The following is a 15,988-nucleotide window of genomic DNA, read 5'->3' as shown; positions in this document are numbered from 1 at the left end:
GTGCGGCGAACCGTGAACCGATCGGCGGGGCACGTCCGATGAGGGGATGTGAGCGAAACGAGAAGCGACGGGGAGCTGCTGCGGGCCATCGCGGCAGACCGGGACCGTCACGCCTTCGAGGAGCTGTACCGGCGGTACGCACCCTGGCTGACCGCCCGCCTGCGCGGCCGCTGCGCGGACGCCGGGACAGTCGACGACGTCGTGCAGGAGACCTTCCTCGCGGTGTGGCGCGGAACCGCCCGCCACCGCCAGGAGGGCTTCTCCGACGACGCCGCCGGATGGCTGTGGCGCATCGGCTCCCGGCGTCTGATCGACGCCGTGCGCGGGGACGGGACGCGCGGCCGGCTGCGCCAGGCGCTGTACCGGCTGCGCCACCGCGACGAGGCCTCGGCGGAGGAACGCGTGCTCGCGGGGGTGGAGCACGGGGACCTCGCCGGGGCCCTCACCCGCCTCTCGCCGGAGCTGCGGGCGGTCCTCCAGGCGACCGTCATCGACGGGCTCACCACCCGGGAGGCGGCCGTTCTGCTCGGCATCCCGCCCGGCACCGTCAAGACGCGGGCCCAGCGTGCCCGCAAGCAACTGCGGGAGGCGCTGGCATGAGGCGGCACGTGTGCGGAGTGGACCCGCGCGGACGCGCGGGCGACGGACAGTCGAGGGAGGTCGTGGCATGACGTGGCACGTTGCTGAAGAGGACCTGCGGGCGTACGCGCACGGCGAGTTGGCACCGCCGCTGCTCTGGTCCGCCGACACCCACCTCACCGGGTGCGCACAGTGCCGGGCCCGGCTCGCGGCAACCACCGACCCCGTCGCGCTGGACGCCGGCTGGGAGCGGCTGGACGCCGAGCTGGACGCGCCACGCCAGGGACTGCTCGAACGGCTGCTGGTGCGGCTCGGTGTGGCCGACCACACCGCGCGGCTGCTGACGGCGACCCCGGTACTGCGCCGCTCCTGGCTTCTGTCGGTGCTGTTCCTGCTGGTCATGACCGTGCTGGCGGTGCGGGTGGCGGACCGGCCCGCGCTGTTCCTCGCGCTCGCCCCGCTGCTCCCGCTCGCCGGGGTCGCCCTGTCGTACGGCCCGTCCCTGGACCCGACGTACGAGATGGCCGTCGTCGCCCCGCTGCACGGCTTCCGGCTGCTGATGATCCGCACGGTCGCGGTGCTCACCGCGGGCCTGGTGTTCAACGGCCTGGCGACACTGGCACTGCCGGGGTACGGGCTGCTGGCCCTGGCCTGGCTGCTGCCCGCCCTCGCCCTCACCGCGACGGGGCTCGCGCTGACCGCCCGGCTGGGTCCGGTCGTCGCGCCCGCCCTGGTCGGCGGCGCGTGGGTGACGCTGCTGGTGGTGGCGAAGAGCCAGGAACACGCGCACGACACGCTCGCCCCGTTCACGGCGGCCGGCCAGTCGGCCGCGGCGGCCGTGGCGGCCCTCGCCGCCCTCCTGCTCTACCAGGCCCGTGACCGCTTCGACGCCCGCCCGCTCGGCGGCTTCCCGGACGGCGGCGCCGGGTGAGGCGGCCTGCCGCCCGTGCGGCCCTCTCCCCGGCCCTCTCCCCGGCCCGGTCGTCGGCCGCGCCCGCCGGCCGGCCCCGCCCCGCCCGCCCGCTCGGCGGCTTCCCCGACGGCGGCGCCGGGTGAGGCGGTCACCCGCCGCTACGGCCCCCGCCCCGGCCCCGCCCGCCCACCGGACTTCCAGGAGCTCCACATGACCAGCGCTTCCACCGGCCCCGCCGGTCTGACGGCCACCGACCTCTCCCTGCGGTTCGGCGGGACCCGCGCCCTCGACGGAGTCTCGCTGCGGCTGACCCAAGGAGTCACCGGCCTGCTCGGCCCCAACGGCGCCGGCAAGACCACCCTGTTGCGGGTGCTGGCCACGGCCGTGCCGCCCGACAGCGGTGCGTTCACGGCCCTCGGGCACGACCCCGGCACCGCGGCCGGCCGCCTCGCCCTGCGCCGCACGCTCGGCTACCTGCCTCAGACCCCCGGCTTCCACCCGGACTTCACGGCCTTCGAGTTCGTCGACTACGTGGCCATCCTGAAGGAGCTGACCGACCGCGGCGACCGGCTGCGCGAGGTGCGGCGCGTGCTCGAGGCCGTCGACCTCTCGCAGGTGCGCGGTACCCGCATCAAGCGGCTGTCCGGTGGCATGCGGCAGCGCGTCGCCCTGGCCGCCGCGCTCGTCGGCGACCCCGGCTTCCTGGTGCTGGACGAGCCGACCGTCGGCCTCGACCCCGAACAGCGCATGCGTTTCCGTGAGTTGATCGCCCAGGCCGGCGAGGGCCGCACGGTGCTGCTGTCCACCCACCAGACGGAGGACGTGGCGATGCTCTGCCACCGCGTCGTGGTGCTGGCCCAGGGCCGCGTCCGCTTCGAGGGCACCCCGGCCGACCTGACCGCCCGCGCGGCCGGCCGGGTCTGGAGCAGCACGGAACGCGATCCGGACGCCCTGGCGGGCTGGCGCACCGGCACCGGCAGCTTCCGCAACATCGGCGATCCGCCGACCGGCGCCGAACTCCTCGAGCCCACCCTCGAGGACGGCTACCTGCTCGCCCTCGACGGCGAGAGCGCGGGGGTGACGGCGTGAGCACCACGACCCCGACGAGCACGGAACCCGCCCTCACGCTCACCGAGCCGCCACGCGAGGGCCGCCGCACCGCGGCCGTCCTCGCCCTCGCCCGCTTCGAGGCCCGCGAACTGCTCCTGCAGATCCCGGTGCTGTTCTTCTTCGCCCTGTACGTCGTCCTCATCGCCCTGCGGCTGATGAGCAGGGACGGCATGGACGCCTTCCCCGTCCTCAACACGATCGACCGGCGTACCCAGGCGGCGCCCCTGCTGTTCGCCCTCGCCCTGTTCATCTGCGCCAACGCGGCCGCGCTGCGCTCGCGCAAGCACGGCACGGTGCAGCAGTTCGGGGTGCTGGCCATGGAACCCTGGCGGCGCACCCTCGCCCATGTGCTGTCCGTGATCCCCTACGCGGGGCTCACCGCGCTCACCGTCGCGGCCGAGTACACCCGGGAGGCGCTGAAGCCCGGCGCGATCGGCCACGGCTCCTTCGGCGAACTGGCCGTCGGCCCCCTGAGCGTCCTGCTGGCAGGCATCACGGGCGTGCTGCTGGCCCGGCTGCTGCCTTCCCCCTTCGTGCCCATACTGTTCGTCATCGCCGTGTATGTGCTCGGCACCCTGGTCTCCGGCCTCATCGGCACCGACCCGGGCTGGGTGGGCGGGCTCGACCCGATCCAGGCCTTCTCGTCCAGCGGCGGCGACCCGGTCCCCAGCGACCTGCTGGGCCGCCCGGCCGGCTGGCACGCCCTGTACGTGACGGGCCTGTGCGCCGTGCTGACCTGCGCGGCCCTGCTGGTGGCCGGAGGCCGTACCCGAGCCGTCAAGGCGGCGACCGCACTCGCCCTCGCGGCCACCGTGGCCGGTGTGATCGGTCAGCTCCCGCACGACACGGTGTCCCTGGACGCGGCGCGCAGGACGGCGTTCGAGTCCCCGGAGAAGGTCCAGTCGTGCTCGGCGTACAACGGCTCGACCTACTGCTCGTTCCCCGAGTGGAGCGGTGTGCGGGACGACTGGGCCGAGGTCGTCGACCGTGTCAGGTCCGGGGCCGGCGGCGCGGCGGAGGCCCGGCTGACGGTCCGCCAGCGTGTCTACACCGACGGCGGGGTGGAGATCGACGGCGCGCTCGACCCTTCGACCACCGCGGGCGAGGTGACGGTCGGCACGCGCTGGGGCGGCAACCGTGTCCCCGAGTTCGCGGTCGGGGTGGCCTCGGTCCTGGTGGGCGGCTCGGAGGACGTGACGACCGAGCCGATGTGCGACGCCCGTGCGGTGACCATCATGTGGCTGGTCCTGGGCAACGACCCCACCCCGCTGGCCACCTTCCAGAACGTGCGGCTGGACGACAGCACGACCGGCTCGGGCGCGGTCCTGGCCCCGACGAACGGACTGAGCCTGTCGAGCACGCAGACGACGGTGATCCGGGAACTGCTGGACCAGCCGCGTGCCGGGACGACGGCCCGGGTCAAGGCCCACTGGACGGAACTGACGTCCGCGAAGACGACGACCGCCCAGGCCGCGAAGCTGCTGGGCGTCGAGGTGCCGAAGGAGGCGGATCAGTGCGAGGAGTAGCGCGAGCAGAATCGACGGGGGCCCGGACGGACCTGCTGCGGTCCCTGGTGCCACCGGTGTGGCGCGGTCTTCCCTGGCGGGCGCTGACCATGGCCGGCGGGCTGGGCCTGCTGCTCGCCGGCACCACCCGGCTGCCGGACCACGCTCCGGACGCCGAACTGGGGCGGCTGGTCCTGCGTCTCGCCGCCCTCACCGGCGCGCTGGGCCTGGCCTTCCTGCTGGACGACCCGGCCCGCAACACCACGGCGACGACACCGGTGGGACGCCCGCGCCGCACCGTGCTGCGGCTGGCCGTCGTCGCACCCCTGCCGGCCCTGTGGTGGGCGGCGGTGCTGCTCCTGACTCCCGCGCCGACCCGCCCCGCGCTCGGCCCGGCCACGATCGAGGCCGCCGGGATGGCCGGCGCGGCCCTCGCCCTCGCGACGATCGCCGTCCGCTTCACACAGACCCCGGAGGTGGGCAGGGACGCGGCGATCTGGCTGGGGACAGCGGCCGCGGTGGCGGTACTGGTCCCGAACCGCTGGGGTCTGCTGGGCACGTCGCAGGATCCCTACTGGGCGGCGACGCAGATCAGATGGGCGCTGGTGCTGGCGGCGACGGTCGCGCTGAGCGTGCTGTGGACACCGGAGCCGCTGCGGGGACGACCCCGCGGACACGGGTCGGGCCGGCTCGGCCGATCCGGGGGCTGTCCCTCCGGATGAGTCCGAGGCCGCGGGCGCCCACGGGTCCGAGTTCTTACCGGCCCACGGCTCCCGCTGGTCCCGCCGGTCCGCTGGTCCCGCCGGTCCGCCGTTCCCGCCGGTCCGCCGCTCCCGACGTTCCCGCCGGTCCGCCGTTTCCACCGGGCCCGGCTCTCCCTCCCCCGGCTCTCCTTCCCCTGACTCTCCTTTGCCCGGCTCTTCTTGCCCGGCTCAGGTCTCCGTCCGGTACATCAGGTCCGTCTCATGGGTGATGAACCCGAGTCGCTCGTACACCGACACCGCGGCCTTGTTGTCGGCGTCGACGTACAGCATCGCCGTGGGCAGGCCCTGCGCCGCGAGGTGCCGCAGGCCGATCGTCGTGAGGGACTTGCCGAGGCCGCCGCCCTGCGCGCCGGGGGCGACACCGAGGACGTACACCTCGCCGAGCTGCTCCTCGGCGTGCACCTTCGTCCAGTGGAAGCCGACCAGCCGCTCGCCGCGGAAGGCGAGGAAGAAGCCGGCGGGGTCGAACCAGGGCTCGGACCTGCGGGCGTCGAGATCGCGCTGGGTGAGGGAGCCCTGTTCGGGATGGTGGGCGAAGGACGCGGCGTTGACGGCGAGCCAGGCGGAGTCGTCCTTCCCGGGGACGAAGGCACGGACGGTCACACCCTCGGGCAGCACCGGCTCGGGCAGCTCGAGGTCGGTCAACGGCCGCCGCATCTGGCGCAGTTCGCGGAACAGGGAGAGTCCCAGGACCTGGGCGAGGTGCCGGGCGGCGGAGTGTCCGCCGTGGGCCCACACCCGCAGCCGCTTGCCGGAGGCGGCGAGCAGGGCGGAGCCGAGCGCGCGGCCGTGTCCGTGGCCGCGGTGCGAGGGGTGGACGACCAGTTCGGCGGCGGGCGCCTCGACCGGATCGGTGTCCTCCAGCTGGGCGTAGCCGACGAGTTCGTCGCCGAGGTTGAGGACCAGGTGGGAGATGCCCTCGCGGGCGCCTCCGCGCAGTTGTAGGCGGCCCTGTTCGGACACCGCCTGCTGGCCGTCCGTCCGGGCGGCCTCCGCGAGCAGTTCGAGGACGGCCCCGGTCTGTTCGGGGGAGAGCTCGGAGTGAGTCTCGATGGATCGGGAGCCGGGGATCCGTGCGATGTCGTCGCTGGTCATGCGTACGAGGGTAAGGGGCGGGCCGCACAAAGTGGCGGCAAGGGGAAAGGCGGAAGGCCGCGGTCCGGAAAGGCAAAGCGCAGGGTAAGCGGAGGACAAAGGGAAACCAGGATGTAACCAAGAACCCCCTGTCGCGCTACGCGCGTTGACTCTAGGCTGCGCCGGACGGGGCCACTTCCTCATACGTCTCTCAGGGCCGGTCGGGCCCGGGGGACGCAGACGCCACAGGCAGACACCTCAGGGGGGCGCATGCCAGCCACTTCCCAGCCGCATCCGAACGGCAGACGTCGTACGTACCGTCTTCTCGCGGCCGCCGCGGGTCTCGCCACCGCAGGTGCGATGGCCGCCGCGCTCCCGGCGGACGCCCATGACGCCAAGCACTCCAAGCCGCTGCCGAACCGCTACCAGGATGTGCAGCTGCTGTCCTTCAACGACCTGCACGGCAACCTCGAGCCCCCGTCCGGCTCCTCCGGCCGGGTCACGGAGCTCCAGGCGGACGGCACGACGAAGACGATCGACGCGGGCGGTGTGGAGTACCTCGCCACGCACCTGCGCGAGGCCCGCAAGAGCAACGCGTACTCGGTCACCGCGGCCGGCGGCGACATGGTCGGCGCCTCCCCGCTGATCTCGGGTCTGTTCCACGACGAGCCCACCATCGAGGCGTTGAACAAGCTCGACCTGGACGTCACGTCGGTCGGCAACCACGAGTTCGACGAGGGCGCCAAGGAACTGGCCCGGCTCCAGAACGGCGGCTGCCACCCGACGGCCGGCTGCTACACGGACAAGCGGTTCAAGGGGGCCGACTTCCCGTACCTGGCGGCCAACGTCCTGTCCGAGAAGACCGGCAAGCCGATCCTCAAGCCGTACTTCGTCTGGAAGAAGAAGGACGTCAAGATCGGCTTCATCGGCGTGACGCTGGAGGACACCCCCGGTGTGGTGTCCGCCGAGGGCGTCAAGGGCCTGAAGTTCAAGGACGAGGTCGAGACGATCAACAAGTACGCCAAGGTGCTCCAGAAGCAGGGCGTGAAGTCGATCGTGGCGCTGATCCACGAGGGCGGTCTGCCGGCCTCGGGCTCCTACAACTACAACTGTGACTCCGCGGGCGCGGGCGCCGGCATCTCCGGCCCGATCGTCGACATCGCGAAGAACATCACGCCGTCGGTGGACGCGCTCGTGACGGGCCACACGCACGCCGCGTACGCGTGCACGATCCCGGACCCGTCCGGCAAGCCGCGCACGGTCACCTCGGCCGCGTCCTTCGGCCGGCTGTACACGGACACCACGCTGACGTACGACCGCTTCACCGGTGACATCGCGCGTACGGCGGTCAAGTCGGCGAACCACGTGGTCACCCGGACCGTCGCCAAGGCGCCGGACATGACCGAGCTGATCACCAAGTGGAACACCCTGGCGGCCCCCGTCGGCAACCGGGCGATCGGCTACATCTCCGCGGACGTGCCCAGCACGGGCACCGAGTCCCCGATGGGCGACCTGATCGCGGACGCCCAGCTCTGGTACGGCAAGGAGCTCGACCCGGAGACGGACCTCGCGCTGATGAACCCGGGCGGCGTCCGGGCGGGCCTCACCTACGCGGCCAAGGGCAGTGAGGGCGACGGCGTGGTGACCTACGCCGAGGGCTTCACCGTCCAGCCGTTCTCCAACACCGTGAACCTCCAGGACTTCACCGGCGCCCAGCTGGTCCAGGTCCTCAAGGAGCAGGTGAGCGGGACGAACGCGAGCGCGCCGAAGATCCTTCAGCCGTCCGCCAACCTGACGTACACGCTGGACCTGACGAAGAGCGGCGCCGACCGCGTCGTCACGGACTCCATCAAGCTGAACGGCGCGGCGATCGACCCGGCCGCCACCTACCGCGTCTCCACGAACAGCTTCCTCGCGGGCGGCGGCGACGGCTTCACCACGCTGGGCCAGGGCACCAACGACCTCGTCGGCGCCGACGACCTGACCGCTCTGGAGCAGTACCTGCTCGCCAACTCCTCGGCCACGGGCCCGATCGCCCCGCCGACGGCGAACCGGATCGCGATCGTGCAGTAACCCTTCCAGCAGGACCCGCAGGACCCGCAGGACAGCGCAGAGGCGGCCTCGTCACCGACGGGGCCGCCTCTTCGTATTAAAACCTGTGTGAGTTCCCGATTGGTTCCCGCTGCCGCCTGAAAACTCATCTCAGTCGCAATTCATCGAGGTCTCAGCGGAATTGGCTTTTTCCGGCTCCGGCGTCCCGTAATGTTTTCCATGTCGACAGCGAACGACGCGAAAGCGAACAGAGCGAACAGAGCGAACGGAGAACGTCATGAGCTTCCACAAGGTCACCCCCGTCAAGAAGGCCCGCAAGACTGCTGCTGCCCCGGCGCCGAAGCCCGTGGCCAAGAAGAAGGCCGCCAAGAGGGTCGCCCCGCAGCGACGCCCGGTCTCCCATAAGGGCTGATGCCGAAGTCGGCGCTGTTGCAAACTCGCGACAAATAAGCCACGCGTAAAACCAACATAATCAGCACCTGATAAATGGAGAGGTAATTCCCATGAGCTTCCACAAGATCACCCCCGTCAAGAAGGCCCGCAAGACCGCTTCCGCCCCGGCGCCGAAGCCCGTGGCCAAGAAGAAGGCCGCCAAGAAGGTCGCCCCGCAGCGACGCCCGGTCGCGCACAAGGGCTGACGGCACGCCACGAGGCGGGGTCACCGGTGCGAGCCGGTGACCCCGCCTCGGCCATGCCTCCGTACGGGCAGGGACACGCACGCAGGGACATGCACGAGCAGGGACATGCACGCAGGGAGTCGAGGGAGTTGCTGACATGAGGGAAGCCCGCGAGGCCTTCCGCCGCTTCTGGCCGCTGACCCGCGGCGACCGCAGATGGATGCTGGTCATCGTGGGGTGCGTGGTGGTGTCCGCGCTCGCCGAGACGGCCTCCATCCTGCTGTTCGCCGAACTCACCGACAACGCCCTCGAGGCCGGCTCGCTCTCCGCCTTCTGGGGTCCGGCCGGAGCCTGGCTGGCTGTCGCCGCGGTGGGCGCGCTCGTCGGCTATCTGGGCAACTCGCTGGCGACCTGGACGGCGGAACGTTTCGTCCTCCGGCTGCGCGCGAACGTCTTCGGTCATGTCCAGGACCTCCCGCCCCACTTCTTCCAGCGGCATCGCCGGGGCGACCTGGTGGAACGCCTGACGGGAGACGTGGAGGCCATCGAACAACTGGTCGTGTCGGGTGTGGTCGGCACGATCTCCGCCGCCTTCTCGGCGGTCTTCTACGCGGCGGCGGCCCTCTGGCTCCGCTGGGACCTGGCCCTCGCCACCTTCGTCCTCGCCCCGCTCTTCCTCCTCGCCGCCCGCCGCTTCGCCGGCCGGATCAAGCAGGCCTCACAGGACGAGCGCGTCGCCGACGGCGCGATCACCTCGGTGGTGGAGGAGTCGCTGGTCAACGTCGTGCTGACCCAGGCGTACAACCGCCGCCGCGACGAGGAGCGACGCCTCGACAAGGAAGCCCGCGCGTGGATGCGGGCCAGCGTGCGCGGGGCGCGGCTGAGCGAGATGTACGAGCAGTTCGTCGAGGTGGTCGAGACCCTGTGCGTCCTGTCGGTGATCGGCCTGGGCGTCTGGGAGATCTCGGCCGACCGGATGACCCTGGGCGCCCTGCTCGCCTTCGCCGCGTTCATCGGCTACCTCTACCCGCCGGTCCGCAGCCTCGGCCAGCTCGGTCTGACGGTCACCGCGGCCACGGCGGGCGCGGAACGCATCGCGGAACTCCTGGACGCGCAGCCGTCGGTGAGGGACCCGGAGGTCCCCGTCCCCGCCTGGCCGGTCCGGGGCTGGGTCAGCCTGCACGGCGTCTCGTTCCGCTACCCCGACGCGGCCCGCGCGTCACTGCGGGACGTGACCTTCACCGCGGGCCCCGGCGAACTGGTCCTGGTCACGGGCGCGAGCGGGGCCGGCAAGTCCACCCTCTCCAAACTCCTCACCCGTTTCTACGACCCCGACGCGGGCGTCGTCCGCCTGGACGGGGTCCCGCTCACGGACGTCCCGCTGGAGTTCGTCCGTGAGAACACGGCGCTGCTTCCCCAGCAGACCCTCGTCCTCAACGGCACGATCCGGGAGAACATCGAGTGCGGCCGCCCGGGCGCCACGGACCGGGAGATCGAGCGGGCGGCCAGGTCGGCCGCCGCCCACGAGTTCATCGCCGCCCTTCCCGACGGCTACGACACCCGCATCGCCCCCGGCACCGCGGCCCTCTCCGGCGGCCAGCTCCAGCGGGTCGCCATCGCCCGCGCGATGCTCCGCGCGGCTCCGGTCCTCGTCCTCGACGAGCCCACCGCTGGCCTCGACTCGGTGGCCGCCCGGCAGATCGTCCAACCCCTGCGCCGCCTCATGTCCGGCCGCACCACGCTCATGATCACCCACGATCTGAGCTTCGCCCCCGACGCCGATCGCATCCTGGTCGTGGACGAGGGGCGGCTGCTGGACGCGGGCACGCACGACGAGCTGATGGCCCGCTGTGAGGCCTACACCAGGCTGGTCGAACCGTGGTCGGAGACGGCGCGGCGGACCACGGCGCGGCGGACCACGGCGGCCGAGCGGCTCGCCGACGACACCCTGGTGCTCCGCCTCTGAGGCACCACCGCACACCGCACCACCGCACACCGCACCACCGCCCACCGCGGCACCGCACCACCACAGTGCCGTATCGCTACAGCACGGCATCGCTACAGCACCGCATCGCCGACAGAGCCGCGGCGCCGGGTCACCCCGCCCGCAGCATGTACCCGAGCCCCCGCGCCGTCTGGATCAGCCGGGGCCCGCCGTACTGCTCCAACTTGCGCCGCAGGTACATGACGTACACGTCGAGCGTGTTGGACGTCGGTTCGAAGTCGAAGCCCCAGACGTCCTTGTGGATCTGGGCACGGCTGAGGACCTTCGCCGGATGGCGGAGGAAGTACTCCAGGAGGGAGTACTCGGTGGGGGTGAGGTCGAGCGGGCGGGCGGCGCGGGTGACCGTGCGCGAGGACAGGTCCATGGCGATGTCCTGGAAGGCCAGCCGGGGGGAAGCCGTCCTGACGGGCGGGGAGGTCCGTCGGGTGCCCCGGCGCAGCAGGGCCCGCACCCGCGCCAGCAGCTCCTCCGCGGCGAACGGCTTCATCAGGTAGTCGTCCGCGCCGTTGTCGAGGGCGACGATACGGTCGCCCACCGCGTCCCGGCCGGTGATCATCAGGATCGGGACGGTGGAGCCGGAGGCCCGGATCCGCCGGGTCGCGGCCAGACCGTCCAGGCCGGGCATGGTGACGTCCATCAGGACCAGGTCGGGGGCGTTGCCGGGGGCTCCGACCAGGTCGAGGGCGAGGTCGAGGGCGAGCCGTCCGTCTTCGGCGAGGACGGTCTCGTAGCCCTCGAAGCGGAGCAGCCGGCCGAGCCCCTCGCGGATGTCCGCGTCGTCGTCGGCCAGCAGTATCCTCCCCGCCGTACCCGCGCCCCCGGTCGCTGCCGCCCCCGCCGCCGTCCCCTTCACCGTTCGCATCACCATTCCCTCACGGTGCGGCGAGGGGCTGTGGCGGAGCTGGCAGGGGGATGTCAGGAGGCCGTGGGGGTCCAGTCGCCCAGCCAGTCCGCGACCTCCTGGGCGGCTGCCTGGGCGTCGGTCAGGAGGGGACGGTCGGAGCTCGCGGCGCCCGCGCCCGCGCCGGTGTTCTTGTACTCCGCGAACCGGTCGTCCTTCCAGGAGAAGCCGCCCATGTCGGACCAGGGCGTGGTCTTGATCGCGGCGCTGAGGGAGGTGTTGCGAACGGTGGTCTGCGGGTCGAGGGTCGCGTCGCCGCCTGCGTGCCAGTTGCGGCCGAGGAAGAAGCTCCGGTCGGAGACGTCACCGTTGACCGTGGAGTTGGCGATCAGGATGCCCTTGCGGTCGGCGGCCGTGCTGGGGGCCGTGACATAGCCGGCCGAGGTGCCGTTCCAGCGCTTCTTCAGGGTGATGACGGACTTGTCGATCACCGCGGTGGCACGACCGAAGATGAAGTCGGTGTTCCCGATGACGTAGGAGTTGGTGAGGTAGACGCGGCCCAGCTTGTCCTTGGCCGCGGTGTCCACCAGCAGGGTGTCCTGGTCGCCGCTGATGATGACGCCGTCGAGGAACACCTTGTCGGCGGAGGTGCGCAGGGCGACCGCCTGGTTCGCGATGTCCTGGTGGGCGGCCTCGTCGAAGTCGTTGGAGATGGTCAGGTTACGGGCCTGGAAGTCGTCCGCGTCGACGGCGAAGGTCGCGCTGCCGCCGGTGCCGTACGTGCCGGAGCCGTCGGGCTTCGGCGTACCGGACGCGTTGTCGTAGACGATCGTGGTGTCCTTGCGGCTGCCGCCGGTGCCCTGGACGGTGACGTGCGGCTTGTTGGACGGGATCTTGACCAGCTCGCGGTACGTGCCCGGCTTGACGGCGATCACGACGCGCGCCGGGTTGTTCGCCGGTACGGCGTTCACGGCGGCCTGCACGGTCGTGTACTGCCCGCTGCCGTCCTTGGCGACGGTGAGCGTGGTGGCGGCGGCCGCCTTCGTGGTGGCCGTCGTCGCCGTACTCGCGGAGGTGCCGATGGAACTGCGCGGGCCCGCACCCGACTTGAGGAGCGCGGGTACGTCGGCCGCCTTGTCGAGGGTGTACGCGTAGTACGTCTTCGGGTCCCAGGCCGCGCCCGTGCCGCCGCTCTCGTTCTTGCCGGTCGTGCCGGAGAACACGTTGCCGCGCTGGACCAGGGTGGCGGTCGCGTCCCGGACGACGGGGTTGGTCAGGCCCTGGAAGTAGGAGTTCTCCAGGACCATGTTCGTCGCGCCGCGCGAGTAGTTGCCGTACGAGGACTTGATGTCCGTCCCCGCCACGTCCTCCAGGAAGTTGTTGTACAGGTGCGCGTGGGCGACGTTGTCCGTGGACGGGTTGCGCTGCTCGGTCTCGCGGATCCAGTTGTGGTGGATCGTGATGTCGGCGGTGACGTTGTCGGTCCAGCCGATGCCGAACGCCTTGTTCTCCTGGCTCAGCTTGTTCCAGGAGACCGTCAGATACGTCGTGTCCTTGCGGCTGTCGATGAGCCCGTCGGCCATGTGCCGCAGATCGTTGTGGTCGATCCAGACGTGGTGGGCGCCGTCCATCTGGATCGCGTCGAAGTCGTGCTCCTTGTCGTTCCAGACGCCCTGGTAGGCGTCCCGGATCGTCAGGTTCCGGATGATCACGTTGTGGACGCCCTGGCCGAGGAAGAAGCCGCCGCCGACGATCTGCCCGGCGGTCCCGGACCCCACGATCGTCTTGTCCGACTGGACCTTGATCTCTTTCCCGACCGGGTCCATGGTGATCGTCGCGGCCACGACGATGACGTACGGCTCGGCGGCGGTCGCGTACTTCTCGAGGTCGGCGAGCGTCTTCACGGTGACGGTCCTGCCGTCCCGGCCGCCGTAAGTACCGTTCTGTCCCAGGGCGTCGACGGAGGCGAAGCCGTCGGCGGTGGCGGTCGCCCAGGCGGGCGTGGCCGCGGTCGCGGCCGATGCCCTCGCCTGCGCGTCCGCGCCGAAGAGCCCGAGGTCCGTGCCGTAGGCGAGGGTGCCGGCGGCGGTGAGGGCGAGGGGGACACCGATCGCGAGCGCGGTGCCGCGCCTGCGGTGACGGGGCTTGCCGGTTCCTCTGCTGCGGTGCGCGCTCATACGACATTCCGTTCCGTGCGGGGCGGGGCGGGGGGAGTTGTTGCGCTCCTGGGTCGCCGCCCGGATCGGAAAGGTTGCCGAACTCACGGACACACATGGGAAGAGAGCCGGCCGCCTCCTACGAGGCGATGGCGGGATCCTCCGGCGGAGGGGTCGGAGCCCCCGGCAGCCGGACCGTCGCCACCGTGCCGCCGCCGTCCGCGCGGGCCAGGCCGACCTGGCCGCCGGCCTGTTCCACGGTACGGGCGACGATCGAGAGACCGAGGCCCGAGCCCGGGAGGGCCCGCGCACTGGGGGAACGCCAGAAGCGGTCGAAGACGTGCGGGAGTTCCTCGGTGGGGATGCCGGGGCCGTGGTCGCGGACGGTCAGCGTCCCGTGGCTCAGCCGGACGTCGATCGTGCCGCCCTCGGGACTGAACTTCACCGCGTTGTCCAGGATGTTGACCACCGCCCGCTCCAGCGCGGCCGGTTCCGCCCGGGTGTACCAGGGCTCCAGCGCCGCCGTGATGGTCAGCTCCGGGCCGCGTAGCCGGGCCCGGCGCAGCGCCGACTCCACCGCGTCCTCCAGCGAGACCACCTGCACGCGTTCGCCGCGCTGGCCCTCGGAACGGGACAGTTCCTGGAGGTCGCCGATGAGTGACGCCAGCTCGGTCATCTGCGCCGTCACGGAGGTGAGGAGTGCCTTGCGGTCCGCCGGGGGGATCGGGCGGCCCGTCTCCTCGCTGCGGGAGAGGAGCTCGATGTTGGTACGGAGGGAGGTGAGGGGGGTGCGGAGCTCGTGCCCGGCATCCGCGATCAACTGCTGCTGCAGCTCACGGGAGTTGGCGAGGGAGGCGGTCATCGAGTTGAAGGAACGGGAGAGACGCGCGATCTCGTCGTCGGTGTCCTCCTCCACCGGGATGCGCACGTTCAGGTCCTCGGTACGGGCCACGTGCTCCACGGCCTCGGTGAGCTTGTCGACGGGCCGCAGCCCCGCACGCGCGACCGCCAGCCCGGCCGCGCCTGCGCCCACGACTCCGATGCCGGAGACCAGGAGCAGGACCAGGGCGAGGTCGTTGAGGGTGGACTCGGTGCCCTTGAGAGGAACGGCGACCATGACGGCCCCGTAGGACTGCTCGCCGGTCGCGGCGTTCTGGAGGGTGATCGGCGTGGTCATCACACGCACCGAGTCGCCGCTCTCGTCGGTCCCGTTCCGGATGAGGAACTTCCCGCTGCTCGCGTTCTTGATCACGTCCTTGTCGGCCTGGGTGACCTTGATCGAGCCCTCGGACTCCTCGATGACGCAGGGGGTTCCGTCGGTCTTGAGTACCTGCGTGTAGAGGTCGTTGCGGAACGGGTTGTTGTTCGACTGCGGGGTCTGAGTGCAGTTGTCCAGCGCGCTCTGCATCTGGACGGCCTGCCCAGGCCCCTTCATCCGCGACTTCGTCAGATCCTCGTCGACCTGGTCGTACAACTTCCCCTGCACGATGAACCAACAGGTCACCGAGACCGCCGCCACCGCGAAAGCCACGGCGGCGGCGACGAGCATCGACAGCCGGGCCCGGATGGGAAGGGTCCGGAACCGCCGCACGATCTTGTTCACTCCGCCCCGCCCTGCCGCAACACGTACCCGACGCCCCGCACGGTGTGCACGAGGCGCGGCTCTCCGCCCGCCTCCGTCTTGCGGCGCAGGTACATCACGTACACGTCCAGGGAGTTGGACGACGGCTCGAAGTCGAAGCCCCAGACCGCCTTCAGGATCTGCTCACGGGTGAGCACCTGGCGCGGGTGGGCCATGAACATCTCCAGGAGGGTGAACTCCGTGCGGGTCAGTTCCACGGGGCGTCCGGCGCGGGTGACCTCACGGGTCGCGAGGTCCATGCGCAGGTCGGCGAAGGTGAGGGCCTCGTCCTCCTCCACGGCGCCCGCTCCGGCCGCCGCCGCGTAGGAGCTGCGCCGCAGCAGGGCCCGTACGCGGGCGAACAGTTCGTCCAGTTCGAAGGGCTTGACCAGGTAGTCGTCCGCCCCGGCGTCCAGTCCCGTGACCCGGTCGCCGACCGTGTCGCGGGCCGTCAGCATCAGGATGGGCGTGGTGTCGCCGGCCCCGCGGATGCGGCGCGCGGCGGTGAGGCCGTCCATGCGCGGCATCTGGATGTCCAGCACCACCAGGTCGGGCTGGTAGGCCGTCGCCTTCTCCAGAGCGTCCGCGCCGTCCACGGCGACCTGCGTGTCGTAGCCCTCGAAGGCGAGGCTGCGCTGGAGTGCTTCGCGCACCGCCGGCTCGTCGTCGACGATCAGGATGCGCTGGGTGTCACGGTCGCCTTCGGCGGGGCTCATGGGCGTGGATTCCTCGGGTGCGGTGGGACGACGGG

At 71.5% G+C, this 15,988-nt stretch carries 14 protein-coding genes; 9 read left to right on the top strand and 5 right to left on the bottom strand.

The annotated features are described in order from the left end of the window. Window positions 1-48 precede the first annotated feature (48 nt). The 5 genes from ABT070_RS35225 to ABT070_RS35205 all read left to right on the top strand — a co-directional run bounded on the left by ABT070_RS35225 (window position 49) and on the right by ABT070_RS35205 (window position 4,829). Window positions 49-600, top strand: a complete 552-nt coding sequence (locus ABT070_RS35225) for an RNA polymerase sigma factor (protein ID WP_351766783.1) — start codon at window positions 49-51, stop codon at window positions 598-600. Window positions 601-667: 67 nt separating this feature from the next. Beyond that, window positions 668-1,510, top strand: a complete 843-nt coding sequence (locus tag ABT070_RS35220) for a cupin domain-containing protein (RefSeq protein ID WP_351766781.1) — start codon at window positions 668-670, stop codon at window positions 1,508-1,510. Between the two features lie 192 nt (window positions 1,511-1,702). Then, the gene (locus ABT070_RS35215) at window positions 1,703-2,581 is read left to right on the top strand and encodes an ABC transporter ATP-binding protein (RefSeq protein ID WP_351766779.1); all 879 of its coding nucleotides are present in this window, start codon (window positions 1,703-1,705) and stop codon (window positions 2,579-2,581) included. Then, window positions 2,578-4,128, top strand: coding sequence for an ABC transporter permease (locus ABT070_RS35210; RefSeq protein WP_351766777.1), 1,551 nt, complete (start codon window positions 2,578-2,580; stop codon window positions 4,126-4,128). Before ABT070_RS35215 ends, ABT070_RS35210 begins: the two co-directional genes overlap by 4 nt. Then, the gene (locus ABT070_RS35205; protein ID WP_351766774.1) at window positions 4,116-4,829 is read left to right on the top strand and encodes an ABC transporter; all 714 of its coding nucleotides are present in this window, start codon (window positions 4,116-4,118) and stop codon (window positions 4,827-4,829) included. Before ABT070_RS35210 ends, ABT070_RS35205 begins: the two co-directional genes overlap by 13 nt. A gap of 210 nt (window positions 4,830-5,039) precedes the next feature. Here the strand turns inward: ABT070_RS35205 and mshD are convergent, their stop codons facing one another. Further along, window positions 5,040-5,966 carry a mycothiol synthase gene (gene mshD, locus ABT070_RS35200; protein WP_351766772.1) on the bottom strand — a complete coding sequence of 309 codons (927 nt, stop codon included), beginning with the start codon at window positions 5,964-5,966 and terminating at the stop codon, window positions 5,040-5,042. A 249-nt stretch (window positions 5,967-6,215) separates the two neighbouring features. On the opposite strand from mshD, the gene ABT070_RS35195 reads away from it, so the two are divergent. The 4 genes from ABT070_RS35195 to ABT070_RS35180 all read left to right on the top strand — a co-directional run bounded on the left by ABT070_RS35195 (window position 6,216) and on the right by ABT070_RS35180 (window position 10,580). Next, entirely contained in the window at window positions 6,216-8,018 is a 1,803-nt protein-coding gene (locus tag ABT070_RS35195; RefSeq protein WP_351766770.1) for a bifunctional metallophosphatase/5'-nucleotidase, read from the top strand. Window positions 8,019-8,274: 256 nt separating this feature from the next. Next, the gene (locus ABT070_RS35190; RefSeq protein ID WP_351766768.1) at window positions 8,275-8,409 is read left to right on the top strand and encodes a hypothetical protein; all 135 of its coding nucleotides are present in this window, start codon (window positions 8,275-8,277) and stop codon (window positions 8,407-8,409) included. A 91-nt stretch (window positions 8,410-8,500) separates the two neighbouring features. Beyond that, the gene (locus ABT070_RS35185) at window positions 8,501-8,635 is read left to right on the top strand and encodes a hypothetical protein (protein ID WP_351766766.1); all 135 of its coding nucleotides are present in this window, start codon (window positions 8,501-8,503) and stop codon (window positions 8,633-8,635) included. A 136-nt stretch (window positions 8,636-8,771) separates the two neighbouring features. Next, window positions 8,772-10,580, top strand: a complete 1,809-nt coding sequence (locus ABT070_RS35180) for an ABC transporter ATP-binding protein (protein WP_351766765.1) — start codon at window positions 8,772-8,774, stop codon at window positions 10,578-10,580. A 130-nt stretch (window positions 10,581-10,710) separates the two neighbouring features. On the opposite strand, the gene ABT070_RS35175 is transcribed toward ABT070_RS35180, so the two are convergent. The 4 genes from ABT070_RS35175 to ABT070_RS35160 form a co-directional block, all read right to left on the bottom strand. Beyond that, on the bottom strand, window positions 10,711-11,481 hold the full coding sequence (locus tag ABT070_RS35175; RefSeq protein ID WP_351766845.1) for a response regulator transcription factor: 771 nt from the start codon (window positions 11,479-11,481) through the stop codon (window positions 10,711-10,713). 53 nt (window positions 11,482-11,534) lie between these two features. After that, complete coding sequence (locus tag ABT070_RS35170) at window positions 11,535-13,637, bottom strand: pectinesterase family protein (RefSeq protein ID WP_351766763.1); 2,103 nt, start codon at window positions 13,635-13,637, stop codon at window positions 11,535-11,537. A 118-nt stretch (window positions 13,638-13,755) separates the two neighbouring features. Continuing rightward, a complete protein-coding gene (locus tag ABT070_RS35165; RefSeq protein WP_351766762.1) occupies window positions 13,756-15,219 on the bottom strand; it encodes a HAMP domain-containing sensor histidine kinase in 1,464 nt (487 codons plus the stop codon). After that, a complete protein-coding gene (locus tag ABT070_RS35160) occupies window positions 15,216-15,953 on the bottom strand; it encodes a response regulator transcription factor (RefSeq protein WP_020130372.1) in 738 nt (245 codons plus the stop codon). Before ABT070_RS35160 ends, ABT070_RS35165 begins: the two co-directional genes overlap by 4 nt. Window positions 15,954-15,988 lie beyond the last annotated feature (35 nt).

The sequence above is a fragment of the Streptomyces sp. NPDC002884 genome, from assembly GCF_040295245.1.
In the GTDB taxonomy this organism is placed as follows: domain Bacteria; phylum Actinomycetota; class Actinomycetes; order Streptomycetales; family Streptomycetaceae; genus Streptomyces.
This window is presented reverse-complemented; position numbering and strand designations above follow the sequence as displayed.